The organism is Pseudomonas oryzihabitans (assembly GCF_032027545.1).
Lineage (GTDB): Bacteria > Pseudomonadota > Gammaproteobacteria > Pseudomonadales > Pseudomonadaceae > Chryseomonas > Chryseomonas oryzihabitans_F.
The window spans coordinates 383,042-401,980 of the sequence record NZ_JAVSJB010000004.1 but is presented as its reverse complement, the minus strand read 5'-3'; the positions used below and the strand labels follow the sequence as shown (position 1 = coordinate 401,980).

Below are 18,939 nucleotides of genomic sequence, written 5' to 3'. Positions count from 1 at the left end.
CACAATAATAGCCCCACGGCGTGCGAGCCGGCCCTGGGGCATCACTAGCATGCTCGAGGATCCTCCATGCACTACCTAGAAATGCTCAACGACTTCCTGTCCGGCCACGTGCTGATCGTGCTGATCGTCGGCCTGGGCAGCTATTTCACCCTGCGCTCGCGATTCGTGCAGGTCCGTCATTTCCCGCACATGTTCACCGTGTTCAAGGAATCCCTGCGCAACAGTGGCGACGGCCTGAGCTCCTTCCAGGCACTGATGCTCAGCCTGGCCGGCCGCGTGGGGGCCGGCAACATCGCCGGCGTGGGCCTGGCCGTGACCCTGGGTGGTCCCGGCGCGGTGTTCTGGATGTGGGTGACCGCCCTGGTCGGCATGGCCAGCAGCTTCTTCGAGTGCACCCTGGCGCAGGTCTACAAGCGCGCCGATGGCGAAGGCCTCTACATCGGTGGCCCGGCCTATTACATCCAGCACGGCCTCGACAAGCGCTGGATGGCCCTGATCTTCTCGGGCCTGTTGCTGGTGACCTACGGCTTCGCCTTCGTCGGTCTGCAGTCCTTCACCGTGACCCACTCGCTGGAAAACGCCTTCGGCCTGCCGGTGCAGTACACCGGGATCGCCCTGGCCATCCTGCTGGGCCTGGTGTTCATCGGCGGCATCAAGCGCATCGCCGCGGTGTCCGACGTTCTGGTGCCGGTCAAGACCCTGGCCTACATCGCCGTCACCCTCTATGTGATCATCACCCAGATCGACCTGGTCCCCGGCACCCTGCTGACCATCGTCAAGAGCGCCTTCGGCCTGGAGCCGGCCTTTGCCGGCCTGCTGGGCGCTGCCATCACCATGGGCGTGAAGCGTGGCGTCTTCGCCAACGAAGCCGGCCTGGGCGCCGCACCCAACGTCGCTGCCGTGGCAGCGGTCAAGCATCCGGCCGCCCAGGGCGTGGTGCAGGCCTTCAGCGTCTTCCTCGACACCTTCGTCATCTGCACCTGCACCGCCCTGCTGATCCTGCTGTCGGGCTTCTACACCCCGGGCTTCGAAGGCGACGGCATCGTGCTGACGCAGAACTCCCTGGCCGCGGTGGTCGGTGACTGGGGTCGCATCTTCATCAGCGTCGCCCTGTCGCTGTTCGTCTTCACCTGCATCCTCTACAACATCTACCTGGGCGAGAACGGCCTGCGCTACCTGCTCGGCCGTGGCAAGGCCGTGCTGTTCGGCTATCGTGGCCTGGTGCTGGTGCTGATCTGCTGGGGTTCGATGCAGAACCTGGCCACGGTGTTCGCCTTCGCCGACATCACCATGACCTGCCTGGCCTTCGTCAACCTGATCGCCCTGGCCATGCTGATCAAGGTCGGCATGCGCGTGCTCAACGACTACGACGCCCAGCGCCGCGCCGGGGTCGATCAGCCAGTGTTCGACGCCGACCAGTTCCGCGACCTGGACCTGGATCGCCAGGCCTGGCCGGCGCTGGAGCGTCTGGAAGAGACCGTCGCCGAAGCCCGCGCGGCCCAGCCGCGCCAGGCGCACTGACCGCCGCTGCCGGGTCACGCTGACCCGGACCGCGACCGTTTTCCTGCCCCCACCCCGTGTGGGGGCAGTCTTATCAGGATGTCCCCCATGAGCTCACCGTACCTACACATCCTCTACACCGGCGGCACCATCGGCATGCAGCAGACCGCCGCCGGCCTGGCCCCGGCGGCAGGTTTCGAGGCGCGCATCGATGCCCTGCTGGCCTGCCGCCCGGACCTGGGCGACCCGAACTGGCGCCTGCAGGAGCTGCTGCCGCTGATCGACAGCGCCAACATGAATCCCGCCGCCTGGGAGCGCCTGGCCCAGGCCATCCTCGCCGCCGCCGCAGACCCGGCCTGCCGCGGCGTGCTGGTGCTGCACGGCACCGACACCCTGGCCTACAGCGCCGCCGCCCTGGCCTTCCGCCTGCTGGGCCTCGGTATCCCGGTGCTGCTGACCGGCTCCATGCTGCCGGCCGGGGTGGCGGACAGCGACGCCGACGGCAACCTGGCCGACAGCTTCGCCGCCTTCGCCAGCGGCCTGGCCCCGGGCGTGCAGGTGCAGTTCCATGGCGAGCGCCTGCCGGCCGCGCGCTGCACCAAGCAGGCCAGCAGTGGCTGGAAGGCCTTCGTGGAAAGCGCCCGGCCGCGCAGTGGTGAGGCCTTGGTCACCGTGCCAGCGGCGCTGCGCTTCGACCAGCCGCGCCAGCCAGTGCGGGTGGCGGTGCTGCCGCTGTTTCCGGGCGTCGACGGCGCCACCCTGCGCGGTCTGGCGGGCAGCGGCCTGCACGGCCTGGTGCTGGAGTGCTATGGCAGTGGTACCGGTCCGGCGGACGACGCCGACTTCCTCGCCGCCCTGGCCGAACTGCGCGACGCCGGTACCCTGGTGGTCGCCCTCAGCCAGGGCGCGCGCGGTACGGTGGAACTGGGTACCTATGCCGCCGGCAGCGGCCTGGCCGACGCCGGGGTGATCTCCGGCCGCGGCATGACCCGCGAAGCCGCCCTGGGCAAGCTGCATGCGCTGCTCGGCGCCGGCCTGGACCGCGCGGCGGCGGTCGAGTGGATCGGGCGCAATCTGTGCGAGGAATTGTGAGCGTCGGCTGATGGGCCGGCTGCTCCCTCACCCCGGCCCTCTCCCAGGGGGAGAGGGGGCGTTTGGGCAAGCTCCACAGCACTGGAGGTTAGCCATTCCGGCTTGGCGGGCAGCTCACCAGCCCACTACCCAGAAGTCCATCTGAGCGCCCCTCTCCCCTCCGGGCCATACACCAAGGGGCGTTGGGGTGGAGTTCGGGTGCGGTCCTTCATGTCCTCTGCGGTCCAGCGCCGACTTCGCTCTGGCCTGCTTGAATGTCACCGCTCAGCAGGACGCCCAAGCATCCAGGCGCCTGAGCCTATCTGAGCGCCCCCTCTCCCTTCGGGAGAGCGCCGCCCCTAACCCCTAACCAGCCCCTATAGCGCCTCGCGCCACAGGCTCACCGCCATCTCGGCCGAGGCGCCCGGCGCCACGGTCAGGACGTCGTCCATCACCCGGGCGGTCTCGATGCACAGCATGCCGGTCCAGGCGTCGTCGGCGAATTGGCTCAGGCGCGCGGCCTTGTCGATCCAGGGATTCCACAGCACCGCCGAATGGCTGTTGCGGGTCTCGACGAACAGCCGGCGCTGCCACTGGGTATCGCGGATCGCCAGACGTGCCGGCAGGCCGACATAGACCCGGTCGGTCTCGCCGGTGATGGTCGGCTCGCCGTTCTGCCGCTTGCGGGTCCAGCCGTCCAGGCAGTCGTAGTAGTCGGCGTTGGCCAGGCCCTCGATACCCACTTCGTGCACGTCGCTCACGGCGAAATAGGTATGCAGCGCCTGGCTCAGCACCAGTGGGTGATCTTCCAGATTGCGCACGCTCAGGGTCAGTTCCAGGCGCTCACCGACGCTCAGGCTCAGGGTCAGCTCGGTGGCATGGGGCCAGCCCGGGGTGGTCTCGGCGGAGGTGCGGTGGTGGAAGTCCAGGCGCACCCGGTCGGTATCCACCTCGACACCCCCGGCCTGCCAGGCGACCTGGCGCGCCAGGCCGTGGGCCGGGGCGTCCGCCGTGGTGGTGCACATGGCCTGGACCGCGGCCGGATTCTTCAGCAGGTCGCCGAACCAGGGCCAGCAGACCGGAATGCCGCCGCGGATCGGGGTGCCGGGCTCGAACACGGCCTCCGGATTACCCCAGACGATGTCCGGCTCGCCGTCGAAGCCGTAGCGCAGCACGTGGGCGCCCTGGCAGGCCACCAGGGCTTCGGCCTGGCCGACGCGGATGCGCCAGACGGGCAACTGGCCCAGTTGGATCTGTTCGACGAGGGGGGCAGCGGACATGGGGCGACTCCTGGAAAAGGGAAAGGGCGACTGTAGTCCAGTCCATGACCGGGCTCCAGCCAACCATGGACCGCAGCAACGGCAAAACCTCGCAGCGTTGTCCGGTTCTCAAGTCCGTAGGCAACGCTCGACTAGACTGCCAACCCCATCATCAGGAAATGACTGCCATGTCGGGTATCCCGCGCGCGCCCCTCCGCTTCGGTCTCTGCCTGGGGCTGGCATTGCCCATCCTGGCCCAGGCAGCCCCAGGCCTCGACGACGAGGTAAGCGCCGCCGTCAAAACGGTAATGGCCGAGCAGGACATCCCGGGCCTGGCGGTGGGCGTCACCGCCCCTGGCCTGCGTCGGCTCTACTACTTCGGCACCGCCGACCGCCGCAGCGGCCAGCCAGTGGACGCCGCGACCCTGTTCGAGATCGGCTCCCTGAGCAAGACCTACACCGCCACCCTGGGCGCCTATGCGGCGGTCACGGGACGCCTGCGACTGGACGAGTCAGCAGCGCAGGTCCGCCCAGCGCTCGCCGGCAGCGCCATCGGCCAGGCCAGTCTCCTGCAACTGGCCACCTACAGCGCCGGCGGGCTGCCACTGCAATTTCCCGACAGCGTCACCCGCGACGATCAGACGACGGCCTTCTACCGCGCCTTCCAGCCGCCCTTCCCCGCCGGCAGCCACCGCCTCTACTCCAATCCCAGCATCGGCCTGTTCGGCGCCCTGGCGGCCCAGCGACTCGATGAGCCCTTCGCCACGGCGCTGCAGCGCCACGTCCTCAAGCCCCTGGGACTCGACCACACCTATCTGCAGGTACCGGCGACCGCGCAGGCTCACTACGCCTGGGGCCATGGCAAGAACGGCGAGCCGCTGCGGGTCAATCCGGGCGTCTATGCCGAGGAGGCCTATGGCATCAAGACCACCGCCGGTGATCTGCTGGGCTTCATCGCGGCGAACCTCAACCCTGGCCAACTACCGGCGCCCCTGGCCAAGGCGATCACCACCACCCAGCAGGGCTACTATCGCAGCGGCCCCCTGACCCAGGGCCTGGGCTGGGAGGCCTACGCCTATCCCCTGACCAAGGCCCAGCTGCTGGCCGGCAACACCCCGGCGATGGCCCTGGAGCCGCAACCGGTGGATTGGCAGCACCCGCCACTGCCAGCCAGTGGCGCCCGGCTGCTGAACAAGACCGGCTCCACCAACGGCTTCGGCGCCTACGCGCTGTTCATCCCGGAACGCCAGATCGGTCTGGTGATCCTGGCCAATCGCAACTACCCGATTCCAGCGCGGATCGAGGCGGCATGGCGGATTCTGCAGCGGCTCGATAGCGGGGGGCGGTAAGGCGCTCCATCGCGGCCATGGGCCGCTCCTACAAAACCGTCAAACCCTGTAGGAGCGGCCCATGGCCGCGATAAATCGGAGCGCTAAGTAGGAACGGCCGCATCGGCGGACCGCCATGGCCGCGATCAGTAGGGTGGCTGACGGCGCAGCCTCATCCACGAAATCCAACCTCAGGCCTCACCCGCTTCCTCACGCCCCTCCACCGGCAGTTCATGCTCGGTGGCATAGCCGGCGTCGGCCGCCTCCAGCACGCCGTGGGCGATGCTGCAGAACAGCGAATTGACCCGGCGCATATCGCTGAGCAGGCCCAGGTGCAGGGCGCTGGTCTCGAAGCTTTCCACCACCTGCTGGTGCAGCCGCTCGACGTGGGCATGGGCATAGCGCCGCTCCAGCAGGCGGAAGCGCTGCTTGAGCCGGCGCAGGCGGCGAGCGGCGTCGAGGTCGCCGGAGAGGTAGACCGACAGGCACAGCCGGAGGCTATCCACCAGCAGCCGGTGCAGCGCGGTGAGCTCGTCCACCCCGGAGGCCGAGAAGGAGCGGCGGGCGGCGATCTTCTTGCTGTCCACGTCGCTGGCCATGCGCTCGATGAGATCGCCGGCCTGCTCTAGGTTGATCGCCAGTTCGATGGTCTCGGCCCAGCGCCGGCTGTCGCGCTCGTCGAGGTCGTCGCGCGGCATGCGTGCCAGGTACAGCTTGATCGCCGTATAGAGGGCGTCGACGTCGTCATCGAGGCGGCGCACCTCGCGGGCCAGCTGTTTGTCGCCGGCGTTGATTAGCACCAGGAGGTGCTGCAGCATCTGCTCGATGACGTCGCCCATGCGCAGCACCTCGCGCGAGGCGTTGGTCAGTGCCAGGGCCGGGGTGTCCAGCGCCGCGGTGTCCAGGTGGCGGGGGCGCAGGATGGTCTCGGCGCTCTCCCGCGCCGGCATCAGCGCCGTACAGAAACGCGCCAGCGGACCGGTCAGCGGCAGGAACAGCAGGCAGCGCACCAGGTTGTAGGCGACGTGGAAACCGATCACCACCTCGGCCTCGTTGAAGTCGTAGCCCTGCAGCCAGTCGGCCAGGAGGCCGATCCAGGGCAGCACCAGGAGGCAACCGGCGAGCTTGAACAACAGGCTGCCCAGGGCCACCCGGCGCGCCTCCACGCCCTGCTTGGCGGCGCCGATCATGGCCAGCACCCCACTACCCAGGTTGGCGCCCACCACCAGGCACAGCGCCACCTTCAGCGAGATGACCCCGGAGCCGGCCAGGGTAGCGGTGAGCAGCACCGCCGCCAGGCTGGAATAGGAGACCATGGCGAAGATGGCGCCGGTCAGGGCGTCGAGCAACTGGTCGCCGGTCAGCGAGGAGAACAGCACCTTGACCCCGGCGGCGTGGGTCATGGGCGAGGCCGCCTCGACGATCAGCTGCAGCGCCAGGATGATCAGGCCGAGGCCGATGGCGACCCGACCGAGCTGGCCGGCACGGGTCTGCTTGCGGCCGAGGAAGAACACCACGCCGAGGAAGATCAGCAGCGGCGACAGCCAGGACAGGTCGAAGGTCAGCACCCGTGCCATGAGCGCGGTGCCCACGTCGGCGCCGAGCATGATGGCCAGCGCCGGGGTGAGCGGCACCAGGCCCTGGGCGACGAAGGAGGTCACCAGCAGCGCGGTGGCATTGCTGCTCTGCACCAGGGCGGTGACGGCGATGCCAGAGAGGAAGGCCAGCGGCATGCGCTGCATGCTGCGGCTGAGTACCCGGCGCAGGCTGGCACCGTACACCCGCAGGATGCCGGTGCGTACGATATGGGTGCCCCACACCAGCAGGGACACGGCGGATAGCAGATTGAGCAGTGTCAGCATCGTGGCGCCCTCCCGGCGCGTGTCCAAGAGCTCCTGGCGAGCTTGTCACAAAATCGTAATGACCGTTCTGCACAGACGCACGAGCCCGAAGATGAGGCACCTTCGGGCTCGCGGGGACTTGCTGGTTTAGGCGGCGGGGACCGGTGCGGGTTCCGCCGCGGCGATCAGATCTGCTCCTTGCGCAGCTTGACCGCCTCGCGGGCCTTGGCCTTGCCGCGCAGGCGGATGTTGATGGCTTCCACCGCCAGCGAGAAGGCCATGGCGAAGTAGACGTAGCCCTTGGGCACATGGACCTCGAAGGCTTCGGCGATGAGCACGGTACCGACCACGATCAGGAAGGACAGCGCCAGCATCTTCAGGCTCGGGTGCTTGTCGATGAAATTGCTGATGGCACCGGCCGCCAGCATCATCACCAGCACCGCGACGATGATGGCCGCGACCATGACCGGCACGTGGCTGACCATGCCCACCGCGGTGATCACCGAGTCCAGCGAGAAGACGATGTCGATGATGGCGATCTGGATGATGGTGCCGATGAAGCCGCTGCCCTTCTTCTGCGGGGCGCCCTCGTCCTGCTCTTCCTCGCCTTCCAGGCCGTGGTAGATCTCGGCGCTGCTCTTCCACAGCAGGAACAGGCCGCCGAAGAAGAGGATGAGATCACGCCCGGAGATGCCCTGGCCGAAGACGAAGAACAGGTCGGCGGTGAGGCGCATCACCCAGGTGATGGACAGCAGCAACAGGATGCGGGTGACCATGGCCAGCGCCAGGCCGAAGAAGCGGGTCCGCGCCTGCATGTGCTTGGGCATGCGGCTGACCAGGATGGAGATCATGATGATGTTGTCGATCCCCAGGACGATCTCCAGGGCCGTCAGGGTAAAGAAGGCGACCCAGATTTCCGGGTTGGTCAACCACTCCATTGCAAATCCTCTCATCGCGAAGGCGCGTCTGGCAGCGCGCTTTAAAGGAAAAGGCGCGTCGGACGACGCGCCGTTTTCGAACAGCCGGCAAGGCTAGTCGTACAGTTGGTAAAACTCTAGCGGCTGTACAGCGGAAACACACCCAGTAACAAAGCACCGACCAAGAGGAACATGCAGGTCACGGTGGCCCATTTCAGGGTGAAGCGCTGGTGGTCGCCGAACTCCACCTTGGCCAGGCCCACCAGCAGGTAGGTCGAGGGCACCAGGGGGCTGAGCAGGTGCACGGGCTGGCCGACGATGGAGGCCCGGGCGATCTCCACCGGGCTGATGCCGTAGGCCGCGGCGGCCTCGGCCAGCACCGGCAGTACGCCGAAGTAGAAGGCGTCGTTGGAGATGAAGAAGGTGAACGGCAGGCTGACCAGGGCGGTGATCACCGCCATGTACGGCCCCAGGGCGTCCGGAATCACCGCCAGCAGCCCCTTGGACATGGCGTCGACCATGCCGGTACCCGAGAGGATGCCGGTGAAGATGCCCGCGGCGAAGATCAGCGAGACCACCGCCAGGACGTTCTCGGCATGGGCGGCGATGCGCTGCTTCTGCATGTTCAGGCAGCGGTAGTTGACGATCATGGCGATGCCGAAGGCGATCATGAACAGCACCGGCATCGGCAGCACGCCGACGACCAGCGCCGCCATCAGCGCCAGGGTCAGCAGGCCGTTGAACCAGCGCAGGTGCGGCCGGCGGGCCTCGGCGCACTGGGAGACGGTGACGTCGGCGCCTTCGGTCTCGCCGATCTGCAGGATGCCCAGGCGGGCGCGCTCGCTGCGCCCATAGAGGTAGGCGAGGAAGAACAGCCAGGCGATGGCCAGCAGCATGGGCGCGATCATGGGCACGAAGACGTCGGCCGGGTCCACGTGCAGGGCACTGGCGGCGCGGGCGGTCGGGCCGCCCCAGGGCGTCAGGTTCATCACCCCGCTGGAGAGCAGCATCAGGCAGGTCATGATCAGCGGATTCATGCCCAGGCGCTTGTACAGCGGGAACATGGCGGCCACGCAGATCATGTAGGTGGTCGAGCCGTCACCGTCCAGGGACACCACCAGGGTCAGGAAGACGGTACCCATGGCCACCTTGAGTGGATCGCCCTTGACCAGCTTGAGGATCCAGCGCACCGCCGGGTCGAACAGGCCGGTGTCGATCATCACGGCGAAGTAGAGGATGGCGAACAGCAGCATCACGCCGGTGGGCGCCAGCTTGCGGATGCCGTCGAGCATCATCGGGCCGAGGGCGTCGAGCTTGACGTGGCCGAGGCTGGCGAATTCGCTGGACAGCGCCCACGCCAGCACGGCGAAGGCGATCGGCACCATGGTCAGGGCGATCAGCGGAGACAGGCGCTTGGTCATGATCAGGTACATGAAGGTCATGACCATGGCGAAGCCGAGGAAAGTCAGCATGGGAGGTACCTCTGGATGTTCGCGAAAAGGAAAGAGGTTCAGCCGCGGCGCAGGGGCGCGGTGAGGGCGAAGATCCAGGGGACGATGGCGCGCGGGGACGCCTGGAAGGACAGATACGACATGGCGAGGATCCTGGTTATTTTTGTAGGCACATCGCCCGCTCACGGAGGCGGGTCTTGAGCGGATCCTAAGCCGTCAACCTTTCGCCAGCCTTGCGTGGCGAAAGGCGGATGTTGCGGGATGTCACGAAGATGACACCAACCTGCCAGACAGGCCTGATCAGCTCGGCTCGCCGAGGGCGGCGGACGGCGCCGCTCGCTCTCGTCTTGCCCGGTGAAACCCGCGGTCAGCCGCGCAGTCGCGCCTTGAGTACGGCGATATGCTCCGGACCGATGCCGCAGCAGCCGCCAATCAGGCTCGCGCCGCGCGCCTGCCAGTCCTGGGCGAAGCTCAGGTAGCCGGGCGGATCCAGGTCCGGGCGCAAAGGGTCGAGGCCGTCGTTGGCGGTGGCCTCTTCCGGCTGGGGCGGGAAGGCGTTGGCATAGGCGCCGAAAGGAATCGCGATACCTGCCGCAGCGAAGGTTTCACGCGCGGTATCCAGCGCCGCGGCCATCACCTCGGGCTGGCTGCAATTGAACAGCAAGGCCCCGGCGCCCAGCTCCACCGCCAGCTGCGCGGCCGCGGCCACCGGCTCACCGGATCTCAGCCGTGGGATCTCGTCGACGTCTTCGTCCTTCAGGGTGAAGGACAGCCACAGCGGCTTGCCATCGTCGGGCAGCCCGGCGGCGATGGCACGCACCTCGGCCAGGGAGCTCTGGGTTTCCGCCAGCCAGAGATCGACATGGGGCGCCAGGCCACGGATCAGCGGTTGCAGCACCTCGTCGACCCGCGCCGGCTCGAACAGATCGGGGCGATAGGAGCCGAACAGCGGCGGCAGGGAGCCCGCCACCCGCACCTGTTGCCCGCTGGCCCTCACGGCACGACGCGCCAATTCGCCGGCCCGCGCGGCCAAGGCCTCGCCTTCGGTGGCGAAACGCGCCTCGCCGATATGGAAGGGCACTACCGCATAGCTGTTGCTGGTGATCACCTGGGCGCCGGCCTCGATATAGGCACGGTGCACGGCTTCCACCTGCTCCGGCGCCTCGCTCAGGGCCAGGGCCGACCACTCCGGCTGGCGGAAAGGCGCGCCGCGGCGCTGTAGCTCGCGGCCCATGCCGCCGTCGAGAAGAACGAGATTCATATTGGCCATATAGCTATTTCACTTTCCCTTATAACCAAAACAGAGTTCAATATCGGTTCTCATATCTCTCTAATACCAGGCCCTCTTACCCTTTGCAAAGGACGCCCCCCATGAGAACCGCTCTGCTATCGGCCCTCGGCCTGACCCTGGCGCTGGTCGCCAACTCGGCCTCGGCCGGCGCCACCCTGGATCGAATCAAGGCCAAGGGCGAGCTGGTCAATGTGCTCATGGAAAGCTATCCGCCCTTCTCCCAACTCAACGCCCAGAACCAGCTGGAGGGCTTCGACGTGGACGTGGCCAAGGCGGTGGCCGACAAGCTGGGCGTGAAGCTGCGCCTGGAAACACCGTCCTGGGACGTGATCGCCGCCGGCCGCTGGAGCGGTCGCTACGACGTCTGCATCTGCTCCATGACGCCGAGCCAGGCGCGCGCCCAGGTGTTCGACTTCCCGGTCGACTACTACGCCTCGCCGGCGGTGATCGTGGTCAACGCCGGTGACGACCGCATCCACGGCGCCAAGGACCTCTCCGGCAAGAAGGTCGGCGTCACCAGCGCCTCGTCCTACGAGAGCTACCTGAACAAGGACCTCACCATCGAAGGCCAGGAAGACAAACCCCTGAGCTATCCCTTCGACGACGTCCAGGTGGTGCCCTTCCCCGACGACAACGTCGCCTTCCAGGACCTGGCCCTGGGCGCCGGCAAACGACTGGACGCGGTGCTGACCAACCTGGTGACCGCCCAGCCGCGTATCGCCCAGGACGCCAAGTTCAAGCTGGCCGGTGCGCCGCTCTATGCCGAGCCCAACGCCGTGGCTATCGAGAAGGGCGATCCGGAATTCGCCGCCAAGCTGCGCGAGATCATCGAGGGCCTGCGCCAGGACGGTACCCTGAAGCGCCTCTCCGAGAAGTGGATCGGCGCCGACATCACCCAAGCCCAATGAGTGAGCTTCCGCCTCCTGCCCAACAGCGCCCCTGGCTGAGCTTTCGTACCCGCGTCTGGCTGACCTGGCTGGCGCTGCTGGCCGGGGGCGCGGTCTTCGTACTCGGCTTCGATCTCAAGTTCGCCAGCGTCTGGCCACGCCTACCCAATCTGGTGGGCTGGCGCCTGGGCCCCAATGGCTTCCTGCAGGGCGCGGCCCTGACGCTGTTCCTCAGCCTCTGCTCCATCGCCGTATCGGTGCTGCTGGGCTTCGCCACGGCGCTGGGACGGCTGTCGTCCAGCGCCCTGGCCTATGGCGTGGCGACCTTCTATGCCTCCTTCTTTCGCGGCACCCCGCTGCTGATCCAGATCCTGCTGATCTACCTGGGCCTGCCGCAGATCGGTGTGGTGCCCGGCGCCATCAGCGCCGGCATCCTCGCCCTGTCACTGAACTACGGCGCCTACCTCAGCGAGATCTTCCGTGCCGGCCTGCTCGGCGTTCCCGCCGGTCAGCGCGAGGCGGCCCTGGCCCTGGGCCTGGCACCGCGGGTGATCTTCTGGCGCGTGACCCTGCCCCAGGCCATGCGCAGCATCATCCCGCCCACCACCAGCCAATTCATCTCCATGCTCAAGGACTCCTCCCTGGTCTCGGTGATGGGCGTCTGGGAAGTGATGTTCCTCGCCCAGTCCTACGGCCGCTCCAGCTATCGCTACCTGGAGATGCTGACCACCGCGGCGGTGCTCTACTGGCTGCTGTCGCTGGCCATGGAATTCGCCCAGTCGCGCCTGGAGCGGCATTATGGGAAAGCGTATCGGGGACGTTAGGGCTCGCCACCTTTCGCTAGGCACTGACACCGCCCAGATCGCGCCGGGCGCAGCAGCCGTAAACTCAGCAACGCGAAACCGCAGGCGCAGGCCGCGGCATAGCTGGTCACCCAACCGACTCCCTGACCGAGCGCGGCGCGCGCCAGCGACAGGTCGACCCCCTGGGCCTGCGCCACTCCGAGGTTACCGGCGGCAATGGCCTCGGCCAGCGACTCAAGTCCGCTGCCATCCAGCGTTGTCGCCGCCGTATCCAAGTGTGCCGCGACGCCACCCAGCAGGATGGCGCCCATGAGCGCGATATTCAGCGCCAGGGCAATGATCCGCGTGCTCATGTCCAGCCCCGAAGCCATGCCGCTCCGTTCTACGGGCAAAGCCGCCGTGGCCGTGTTGGTCACCGGGGTATTGGTCAGACCCACACCGATACCGGCCAGCAGGCAGCCGGGCACCAGCGCGGGCACCTGGTCAGCCCCCAGGCTCACCGCCAGACTGAGCAGGGCGAAGCCCAGGCCGATCAGGCCGAGCCCCAGGGGAATGACCAGACCGGGGCCATGACGCAACAGCAGGCGCTCCGCCAGTGGCGGTACCAGGACGGTGGGCAGGGTGTAGGCCAGCACCATCCCACCCGTGGCCAGGGCGTCCAGGCCCAGCACGGCTTGCAGATAGAGCGGCAGATAGACGACGAAGGGCCAGAAACTGAAATTCATGCCACTGGCGCCCAGCAGCGCGCCACTGAAACGTCGGACGCGCAACACGGCGAAATCGAACATGGGCTGGGCCTGGCGTCGCTCGATGACGACGAAGAGCAACAGGCACCCCAGGCTCAGGCCCCACCCCAGCCACCCGACGGCAGCTGTGGCCGGCCCCTGGATGATCAGATAGACGCCGCCGAACACCGCCAGTGACAGGGTGAGCATGCCCGCAAGGTCCAGGGGCTGCGCCGCGGGATTGGCCGACTCCTCAAGGCCACCCAGGGCGCAGGCGACGGTGACCGCGGCGAGACCGACATGGATCAGAAACACCCAGTTCCAGCTCGCCAGGGTCGCCAGTGCACCTCCGACGAGCGGCCCGAACCCGAGGCCGGCGCCGAAGACGATCCCCCAATAGCCGAACGCCCGGCCGCGTTCGGCGCCCGAGGGAAATTGCCGCGACAACAAGGCGATCTGGCAGGCCAGCATCGCCGCCGCGGCCAGGCCCTGCAGGAAGCGCGCGCCTATCAGCGCCAGCGCCGAGGGTGCCAGAGCACAGGCCAAGGACGCCAGCCCGAAGACCAGGGTGCCTGCGATGAAGACGCGCTTGCGCCCGAAGCGATCACCTAGCGCACCCATGGCCATCAGCACCGTGCTCATGGCCAGGGTGTAGGCGTTCATGATCCATTGCAGCTGCCGAAAGTCGGCCGGCACCGCGCCCTCCAACAGCGGCAGGATGGCAGGAATGCTGGTGATCTCCAGGCCGAGCATCAGCGCCGACAGGCAGATGGCGACCAAGGCCAGGTTCTTGCGGGACGGAGAAGGTGATGGCATCGCGGGAGACCTCCGGGGCAATTGTCGGCCAGGGCGCGGGCCGACGCCGAACGACTAGAGGTTGCGAACATGCCGGGCGGCGGTTTATTTAACAATCGTATAGCTGGATATTTCAGTGACAACAAAAGTGGATGGATATATGAAGAGTCTCGATGTCGACGCGGTACAGGCCTTCGTCACCATCGCCGAGCTGCGTAGTTTCACCCGGGCAGCGGACCTCCTCGGCTCGACCCAAGGCGCCCTCAGCGTCAAGCTCAAGCGACTGGAAAATCGCCTGGGCGAGCGGCTGCTCGAGCGCACGCCGCGCCAGGTGCGCCTGTCGGTCGGCGGGGAGCGCTTCCTACCGCGGGCGCGGGATTTCCTCTTCGCCCACGAGCAGGCCCTGGCGGCCTTGAGCGACCAGCCACATCGGCGCTTCACCCTGGGCATCGCGATCCATCTCTTCGGTCCCGAGGTGCCGACCCTGCTGGCGCGACTCAAGGCGCTCGATCCGTGCCTGACCCTGGAGGTCTCGGTAGACGATGCTCCCGCCTTGTTGAGCGCCTACGACAAGGGCGAATTCGACGCCGTCATCATCCGCAGCGACGACGACCGTCGGCAGGGCGAAGTGCTCGGCCCCGAGCACTTCGGCTGGTACGCCGCGGCGGACTTCGCGCCGCGCCCCGGCGAGCCCCTGCGCCTCGCCAGCTACCTGACCCAGTGCGCCGTGCGGGATCCGGCCAACCGGCTGCTGGACGCGGCCGGCATTCCCTGGACCAGCGTCTTCGTCGGTGGCACCTCGGCGGTCGCCGCGGCCCTCGCCGCCGGTCTCGCCGTGGCCGCCTTTCCGCGCCGGCTCGTAACGGCCAATCTGGTGGACGTCGGCCCGGCACTGGGCTTGCCCGCCATCCCCTCCCAGGCCATCGAGCTGCATTCGTCGCTCACCGATCCCCGTACCCGGGCGACCCTCAGGGCCATTACCGCGGCCTTTGGGGAGCATCGGCGGCAGGGCTAGCGACTCAAGTCCAGGCCCCCCGCAACCTCGCCAGCGCCTCGGCAATCCGCACCTCCGGCACCGCCGCAAAGCCCAGTACCAAACCAGCGCGGGTGTCGGGCGGAGTTGGGCCTTCGGGTAGCCAGTAGCGCGACAGGGGATTGAGCTCCACCTCGACCGCTGCCGCCTGGGCCACCAGCTCGGCTTCTCGGGCAAGGCTCGCCACCGGCAGGCAGAGGTGCAAACCGGCCACCGGGACGTCCGGCGCGGCGCAGCCGGCGACCTCTGGCCAGCCGGCCAGCAGGGCATCGCGGCGACTGCGCGCGGCACGCCTCATGCGGCGGATGTGGCGCTGGAAATGACCCTGCTCGATGAAGTCGGCCATTACCGTCTGGGTGGCGCTGTCCAGATGGCGAATGCCGGCCCGTTGCAAGGCCAGCAGGGCCGGCACCAGGGCCGGCGGCGCCACCAGATAGCCCAGGCGCAGGCCGGGAAAGGCGATCTTCGAAAAGGTGCCGACATAGAGCACCCGCCCGTGGCGATCCAGTGCGGCCAGGGGCGCGAGGGGTGCGCCCTGGTAACGGTACTCGCCGTCGTAGTCGTCCTCGACGATCCAGCCGTCTGCCTGCCGCGCCCAGTCCAGCAGTGCCAGGCGCCGCGGCAGGGAGAGCACGGCGCCGGTGGGATACTGGTGCGAGGGGGTGACATAGACCAGCCGGCAGTCTCGCTGCTCGGCCAGTTCCTCTGTCCTGAGCCCAGCGCCATCCACCGCGATGCCCTGCAAACGCGCGCCACCGCTCTGCAGCGCCAGGCCCGCCGCGCGATAGCCGGGGTCCTCCATCGCCGCCAGGGCGCCAGGGGCCAGCAGCAGCCGGGCGCAGAGTTCGATGGCCTGCTGGGCGCCAGTGGTGATGAGGATCTGCTCGGGGGCGCAGACCAGTCCACGCGCCTGGCGCAGATAGGCGCTCAGCAGCCGACGTAGACGCGGTTCCCCGCCGGGCTCGCGATAGCCCAGCAGCGCCGCATCCGGCTGGCGCCAGAAGCGCTGTTGCAACCGTGCCCAGGTAGCGAAGGGAAACAGATCCACCGCCGGCAACCCGACGCGGAAGGCGCGCGGTGCGCCAGGCGGGACGCTGGCGGGGGCCTGCGGCGCCGTCGATACGGCGCCCGTCCGAGGCGCCAGCGCCTGGGCCACGCCGGCCACGTAGGTGCCATCGCCCAGATGACTATCGAGAAAGCCCTCGGCCAGCAGCTGTTCGTAGGCGGCGGTCACGGTGTTGCGCGAGACACCCAGCAATCGCGCCATTTCACGGCTGGCCGGCAGCCTTACCCCGGCCGCCAGCTCGCCGGCCAGGATGCGCCCGCGCAAGCCTTGATAGAGCTGGCGGGCCAGGCCCTGGCCCGGTTCCAACAGCAGGCCCGAGGGATCGAATCCCAGCATGATTGGCACCCTCGAAGTCGCAGGAATTGGCTCTTACGGGGAGCCAAAGCTGACCTTAGCATGGCGAGATGCTGCTGGAGATCTCACCCATGTACCCCAATCCCGCTTTCCGTCTCGACGACCTGCCCAGGCTGCACCAGCACCTGCGCGACCACGCCCTCGCCTTGCTCGTCAGCCAGACCGCCAGCGGGCCGCTGGTCAGCCATCTTCCACTCTGGCTGGAGCCTGCCGAAGGGCCCTGCGGCACCCTCTATGGCCACCTGGCGCGCAGCAATCCCCAGGCTGAGGCTCTGGTCGAACAAGGGCAGGTACTGGCGGTTTTCCAGGGTCCGCAGGCCTATGTCAGCCCAGCCTTCTATCCGAGCAAGGCCGAGCACGGGCGGGTTGTCCCGACCTGGAACTACCAGGCGGTGCACGCCCGCGGCACGGTCGAGGTCTTCGACGACCCCGAGCGCCTGCTGCCCTTGCTGGAGCGCCTCACCGACCAGCACGAAGCCGGACGGCCCGTGCCCTGGCGGGTAGCGGATGCACCCACGGATTACCTGCAGGGCATGCTGCGCGCCATCCGCGGCCTGCGCCTGCCCATCGACAGCCTTCAGGGCATCGCCAAGCTCAGCCAGAACCGCAACGCTGCCGATCACGAGGGCGTCCGCCAGGGCCTGACCGCCAGCGCCGATCCGAGCGCCCAGGCCCTGGCCGGGCTGATGACCGCCCCGTCCTGACCCCGGAGCCCCCATGACCATTCGCCCGCTCACCCCGGCCGACCACGGCGTCTGGCGCGACCTCTGGCAGGCCTACCTGGCCTTCTACGAGACCGTCCTGCCAGAAACCACCTATGCCAGCACCTGGCAGCGGCTGCTCGATCCGCACGAACCCGTGCACGGCGCCCTGGCCTGGGAGGGTGACCACGCCCTTGGGCTGGTGCACTTCATCTATCACCGTTCCTGCTGGACCGAAGCCGATTACTGCTACCTGCAGGATCTCTATGTCGCCGCGGGGCATCGCGGGAGTGGCCTGGGGCGGGCCCTGATCGAGCATGTCTACGCCTGCGCCGCGGCCGCTGGCTGCGACCGGGTGCACTGGCTGACCCAGGAAACCAACTACCCGGGGCGCCAGCTCTACGACCGCGTCGCCTTGCGTTCCGGATTCATCCAGTACCGCCACCTGTTGGGAGACCGCCCATGACCACCCTCGCCTGGACCCCCGCCCACGTGCCCCAACCTCGGCTGCTGCACGGTCACCATGTGCGCCTGGAACCCCTCGATCCGGCGCGCCACGGTGCCGACCTCTGGCAAACCCTGCACGCCGACGACCCGGCGCTGTGGGACTTCCTGCCCTACGGCCCCTTCACCGAGCGGGCCGCCTTCGACGCCTGGCTGGCCAATCTGGCCCAGGGCCGCGACCCGCTGTTCTATGCGGTGGTGGACCCGCGCGATGGATGCACCCTGGGACAACTCAGCCTGATGAGCATCGTCCCCGAGCACGGCAGCATCGAGATCGGCCACGTCGCCTTCGGTGGACGCCTGCAGCGCACGCCCCTGGCCACCGAGGCCGTGTATCTGCTGATGCAGGAAGCCTTCGCCCTGGGCTATCGCCGGCTGGAATGGAAATGCGACAACGCCAACGCCCGCTCGAAGCGAGCTGCCGAGAGACTGGGCCTGAGCTACGAAGGCTTGTTCCGCCAGCACCGGGTGGTCAAGGGACGCAATCGCGACACCGCTTGGTACAGCCTGCTGGACGGTGAATGGCCAACGGTGGATGCCGGCTTCCAGCGCTGGCTGGCGCCGGACAACTTCGACGCCGACGGGCGCCAGCTCAGCGCCCTGGCGGTCGCATCCGGCAAATGAGAAGCAATACCAAGCGAGATGGCAAAGCGCTATCCTAGAGCGGTTGCTACCACCAGCCTGATCGCCGTGACCACCATCCACGTCCTGCTCGTCGAAGACCACCGCAAGCTGCGCGAACCCCTGGCCCTCTATCTGCGGCGCCAGGGCATCGAGGTCACCACCGCGGCCGACGCCGCGCGGATGAAGGCGCTGCTCGCCGAGCAACGTTTCGACGTCATCGTCCTCGACGTGATGCTGCCGGACGGCGACGGTTTCAGCCTCTGCCGCGACCTGCGCCAGCGCGACAGCACCCCGGTGATCCTGCTCACCGCCCGTGGCGAGGTGGACGACCGGGTACTCGGCCTGGAACAGGGCGCCGACGACTATGTCACCAAGCCCTTCGAGCCACGCGAACTGGTGGCGCGGATCCGCACCCTGCACCGGCGCTACCGGGCCACCGCCCCGCTACCCGCGGAGGAACCCGCTCCGGCGACGGCCTATCGCTTCGCCGGCTGGTACTACGCCCCCCTCACCCAGACGTTGCAGCATCCCGACGGCAGCGCTCGCCGCCTGGGCCAGGCCGAGGGGCGCCTGCTGCTGGCCTTCCTGCGCCAGCCCCAGGCCGTGCTGCATCGCGATCTGTTGCTGGCGCGGATCCGCTCGCCGGAGCGCCCGCTGGAAGACCGCTCGCTGGATCGCCAGGTGAGCCGGCTGCGCCTGCGCCTGGCCCAGGACGCAGGCGAATCGCCGCTGCGTACCGTCTGGGGTCGTGGCTATCTATTGGACTGCCCGGTCGAGGCCCTGGACTAG

The 18,939-nt window shown here is 68.0% G+C and carries 17 protein-coding genes; 10 read left to right on the top strand and 7 right to left on the bottom strand.

The window, feature by feature from the left end; genetic code table 11:
• Nucleotides 1–66: 66 nt before the first annotated feature.
• Both RND78_RS09195 and RND78_RS09190 read left to right on the top strand, forming a co-directional pair.
• Nucleotides 67–1,521 carry an alanine/glycine:cation symporter family protein gene (locus RND78_RS09195; protein ID WP_059228752.1) on the top strand — a complete coding sequence of 485 codons (1,455 nt, stop codon included), beginning with the start codon at nt 67–69 and terminating at the stop codon, nt 1,519–1,521.
• Nucleotides 1,522–1,608: 87 nt separating this feature from the next.
• On the top strand, nt 1,609–2,592 hold the full coding sequence (locus tag RND78_RS09190) for an asparaginase (RefSeq protein ID WP_312727990.1): 984 nt from the start codon (nt 1,609–1,611) through the stop codon (nt 2,590–2,592).
• Nucleotides 2,593–2,948: 356 nt separating this feature from the next.
• On the opposite strand, the gene RND78_RS09185 is transcribed toward RND78_RS09190, so the two are convergent.
• The gene (locus RND78_RS09185) at nt 2,949–3,851 is read right to left on the bottom strand and encodes a D-hexose-6-phosphate mutarotase (RefSeq protein ID WP_312727987.1); all 903 of its coding nucleotides are present in this window, start codon (nt 3,849–3,851) and stop codon (nt 2,949–2,951) included.
• 167 nt (nt 3,852–4,018) lie between these two features.
• On the opposite strand from RND78_RS09185, the gene ampC reads away from it, so the two are divergent.
• Nucleotides 4,019–5,179 (top strand): class C beta-lactamase, encoded by a 1,161-nt coding sequence (gene ampC / locus RND78_RS09180; RefSeq protein WP_312727985.1) that lies wholly within the window; start codon nt 4,019–4,021, stop codon nt 5,177–5,179.
• A 170-nt stretch (nt 5,180–5,349) separates the two neighbouring features.
• Here the strand turns inward: ampC and RND78_RS09175 are convergent, their stop codons facing one another.
• The 4 genes from RND78_RS09175 to RND78_RS09160 form a co-directional block, all read right to left on the bottom strand.
• Nucleotides 5,350–7,020, bottom strand: coding sequence for a Na/Pi cotransporter family protein (locus RND78_RS09175; RefSeq protein WP_312727982.1), 1,671 nt, complete (start codon nt 7,018–7,020; stop codon nt 5,350–5,352).
• A gap of 164 nt (nt 7,021–7,184) precedes the next feature.
• Nucleotides 7,185–7,937, bottom strand: coding sequence for a TerC family protein (locus RND78_RS09170; protein ID WP_312727980.1), 753 nt, complete (start codon nt 7,935–7,937; stop codon nt 7,185–7,187).
• A 116-nt stretch (nt 7,938–8,053) separates the two neighbouring features.
• Nucleotides 8,054–9,388 (bottom strand): CitMHS family transporter, encoded by a 1,335-nt coding sequence (locus RND78_RS09165; protein ID WP_312727978.1) that lies wholly within the window; start codon nt 9,386–9,388, stop codon nt 8,054–8,056.
• 346 nt (nt 9,389–9,734) lie between these two features.
• Nucleotides 9,735–10,637: a homocysteine S-methyltransferase family protein gene (locus RND78_RS09160; protein ID WP_312727975.1), complete on the bottom strand. Its 903-nt coding sequence runs from the start codon at nt 10,635–10,637 to the stop codon at nt 9,735–9,737.
• 101 nt (nt 10,638–10,738) lie between these two features.
• Between RND78_RS09160 and RND78_RS09155 the strand changes: the two genes are divergently transcribed.
• Entirely contained in the window at nt 10,739–11,566 is an 828-nt protein-coding gene (locus RND78_RS09155) for an ABC transporter substrate-binding protein (RefSeq protein WP_312727973.1), read from the top strand.
• Complete coding sequence (locus RND78_RS09150) at nt 11,563–12,369, top strand: amino acid ABC transporter permease (protein ID WP_312727971.1); 807 nt, start codon at nt 11,563–11,565, stop codon at nt 12,367–12,369. The genes RND78_RS09155 and RND78_RS09150 overlap by 4 nt, the downstream gene beginning before the upstream one ends.
• On the opposite strand, the gene RND78_RS09145 is transcribed toward RND78_RS09150, so the two are convergent.
• The gene (locus tag RND78_RS09145) at nt 12,366–13,889 is read right to left on the bottom strand and encodes an MFS transporter (RefSeq protein WP_312727969.1); all 1,524 of its coding nucleotides are present in this window, start codon (nt 13,887–13,889) and stop codon (nt 12,366–12,368) included. The two genes, RND78_RS09150 and RND78_RS09145, sit on opposite strands and share 4 nt — an antisense overlap.
• A gap of 139 nt (nt 13,890–14,028) precedes the next feature.
• Between RND78_RS09145 and RND78_RS09140 the strand changes: the two genes are divergently transcribed.
• Nucleotides 14,029–14,883: a LysR family transcriptional regulator gene (locus RND78_RS09140; protein WP_312727967.1), complete on the top strand. Its 855-nt coding sequence runs from the start codon at nt 14,029–14,031 to the stop codon at nt 14,881–14,883.
• Nucleotides 14,884–14,887: 4 nt separating this feature from the next.
• Here the strand turns inward: RND78_RS09140 and RND78_RS09135 are convergent, their stop codons facing one another.
• Nucleotides 14,888–16,312 carry a PLP-dependent aminotransferase family protein gene (locus tag RND78_RS09135; RefSeq protein WP_312727965.1) on the bottom strand — a complete coding sequence of 475 codons (1,425 nt, stop codon included), beginning with the start codon at nt 16,310–16,312 and terminating at the stop codon, nt 14,888–14,890.
• Nucleotides 16,313–16,392: 80 nt separating this feature from the next.
• Here RND78_RS09135 and RND78_RS09130 point away from each other — a divergent pair, with 80 nt between their 5' ends.
• Genes RND78_RS09130 through RND78_RS09115 form a run of 4 tightly spaced genes read left to right on the top strand, consistent with a single transcriptional unit; the run spans nt 16,393 to nt 18,939 of the window.
• Entirely contained in the window at nt 16,393–17,025 is a 633-nt protein-coding gene (locus tag RND78_RS09130) for an FMN-binding negative transcriptional regulator (protein WP_312727962.1), read from the top strand.
• A 13-nt stretch (nt 17,026–17,038) separates the two neighbouring features.
• Nucleotides 17,039–17,488 (top strand): GNAT family N-acetyltransferase, encoded by a 450-nt coding sequence (locus tag RND78_RS09125; protein WP_312727959.1) that lies wholly within the window; start codon nt 17,039–17,041, stop codon nt 17,486–17,488.
• Nucleotides 17,485–18,150 (top strand): GNAT family protein, encoded by a 666-nt coding sequence (locus tag RND78_RS09120; RefSeq protein ID WP_312727957.1) that lies wholly within the window; start codon nt 17,485–17,487, stop codon nt 18,148–18,150. Before RND78_RS09125 ends, RND78_RS09120 begins: the two co-directional genes overlap by 4 nt.
• A gap of 18 nt (nt 18,151–18,168) precedes the next feature.
• Nucleotides 18,169–18,939 (top strand): response regulator transcription factor, encoded by a 771-nt coding sequence (locus RND78_RS09115; protein WP_312727956.1) that lies wholly within the window; start codon nt 18,169–18,171, stop codon nt 18,937–18,939.

What these genes read in the sequence shown, in the direction of transcription:
- RND78_RS09150 (WP_312727971.1), top strand. Translation starts at nt 11,563, where the DNA reads ATGAGTGAGCTTCCGCCTCCTGCCCAACAGCGCCCCTGGCTGAGCTTT.
- RND78_RS09140 (WP_312727967.1), top strand. Translation starts at nt 14,029, where the DNA reads ATGAAGAGTCTCGATGTCGACGCGGTACAGGCCTTCGTCACCATCGCC.
- ampC (WP_312727985.1), top strand. Translation starts at nt 4,019, where the DNA reads ATGTCGGGTATCCCGCGCGCGCCCCTCCGCTTCGGTCTCTGCCTGGGG.
- RND78_RS09120 (WP_312727957.1), top strand. Translation starts at nt 17,485, where the DNA reads ATGACCACCCTCGCCTGGACCCCCGCCCACGTGCCCCAACCTCGGCTG.
- RND78_RS09160 (WP_312727975.1), bottom strand. Translation starts at nt 10,637, where the DNA reads ATGGCCAATATGAATCTCGTTCTTCTCGACGGCGGCATGGGCCGCGAG.
- RND78_RS09195 (WP_059228752.1), top strand. Translation starts at nt 67, where the DNA reads ATGCACTACCTAGAAATGCTCAACGACTTCCTGTCCGGCCACGTGCTG.
- RND78_RS09190 (WP_312727990.1), top strand. Translation starts at nt 1,609, where the DNA reads ATGAGCTCACCGTACCTACACATCCTCTACACCGGCGGCACCATCGGC.
- RND78_RS09125 (WP_312727959.1), top strand. Translation starts at nt 17,039, where the DNA reads ATGACCATTCGCCCGCTCACCCCGGCCGACCACGGCGTCTGGCGCGAC.
- RND78_RS09115 (WP_312727956.1), top strand. Translation starts at nt 18,169, where the DNA reads ATGGCAAAGCGCTATCCTAGAGCGGTTGCTACCACCAGCCTGATCGCC.
- RND78_RS09145 (WP_312727969.1), bottom strand. Translation starts at nt 13,889, where the DNA reads ATGCCATCACCTTCTCCGTCCCGCAAGAACCTGGCCTTGGTCGCCATC.
- RND78_RS09185 (WP_312727987.1), bottom strand. Translation starts at nt 3,851, where the DNA reads ATGTCCGCTGCCCCCCTCGTCGAACAGATCCAACTGGGCCAGTTGCCC.
- RND78_RS09170 (WP_312727980.1), bottom strand. Translation starts at nt 7,937, where the DNA reads ATGGAGTGGTTGACCAACCCGGAAATCTGGGTCGCCTTCTTTACCCTG.
- RND78_RS09165 (WP_312727978.1), bottom strand. Translation starts at nt 9,388, where the DNA reads ATGCTGACTTTCCTCGGCTTCGCCATGGTCATGACCTTCATGTACCTG.
- RND78_RS09130 (WP_312727962.1), top strand. Translation starts at nt 16,393, where the DNA reads ATGTACCCCAATCCCGCTTTCCGTCTCGACGACCTGCCCAGGCTGCAC.
- RND78_RS09155 (WP_312727973.1), top strand. Translation starts at nt 10,739, where the DNA reads ATGAGAACCGCTCTGCTATCGGCCCTCGGCCTGACCCTGGCGCTGGTC.
- RND78_RS09175 (WP_312727982.1), bottom strand. Translation starts at nt 7,020, where the DNA reads ATGCTGACACTGCTCAATCTGCTATCCGCCGTGTCCCTGCTGGTGTGG.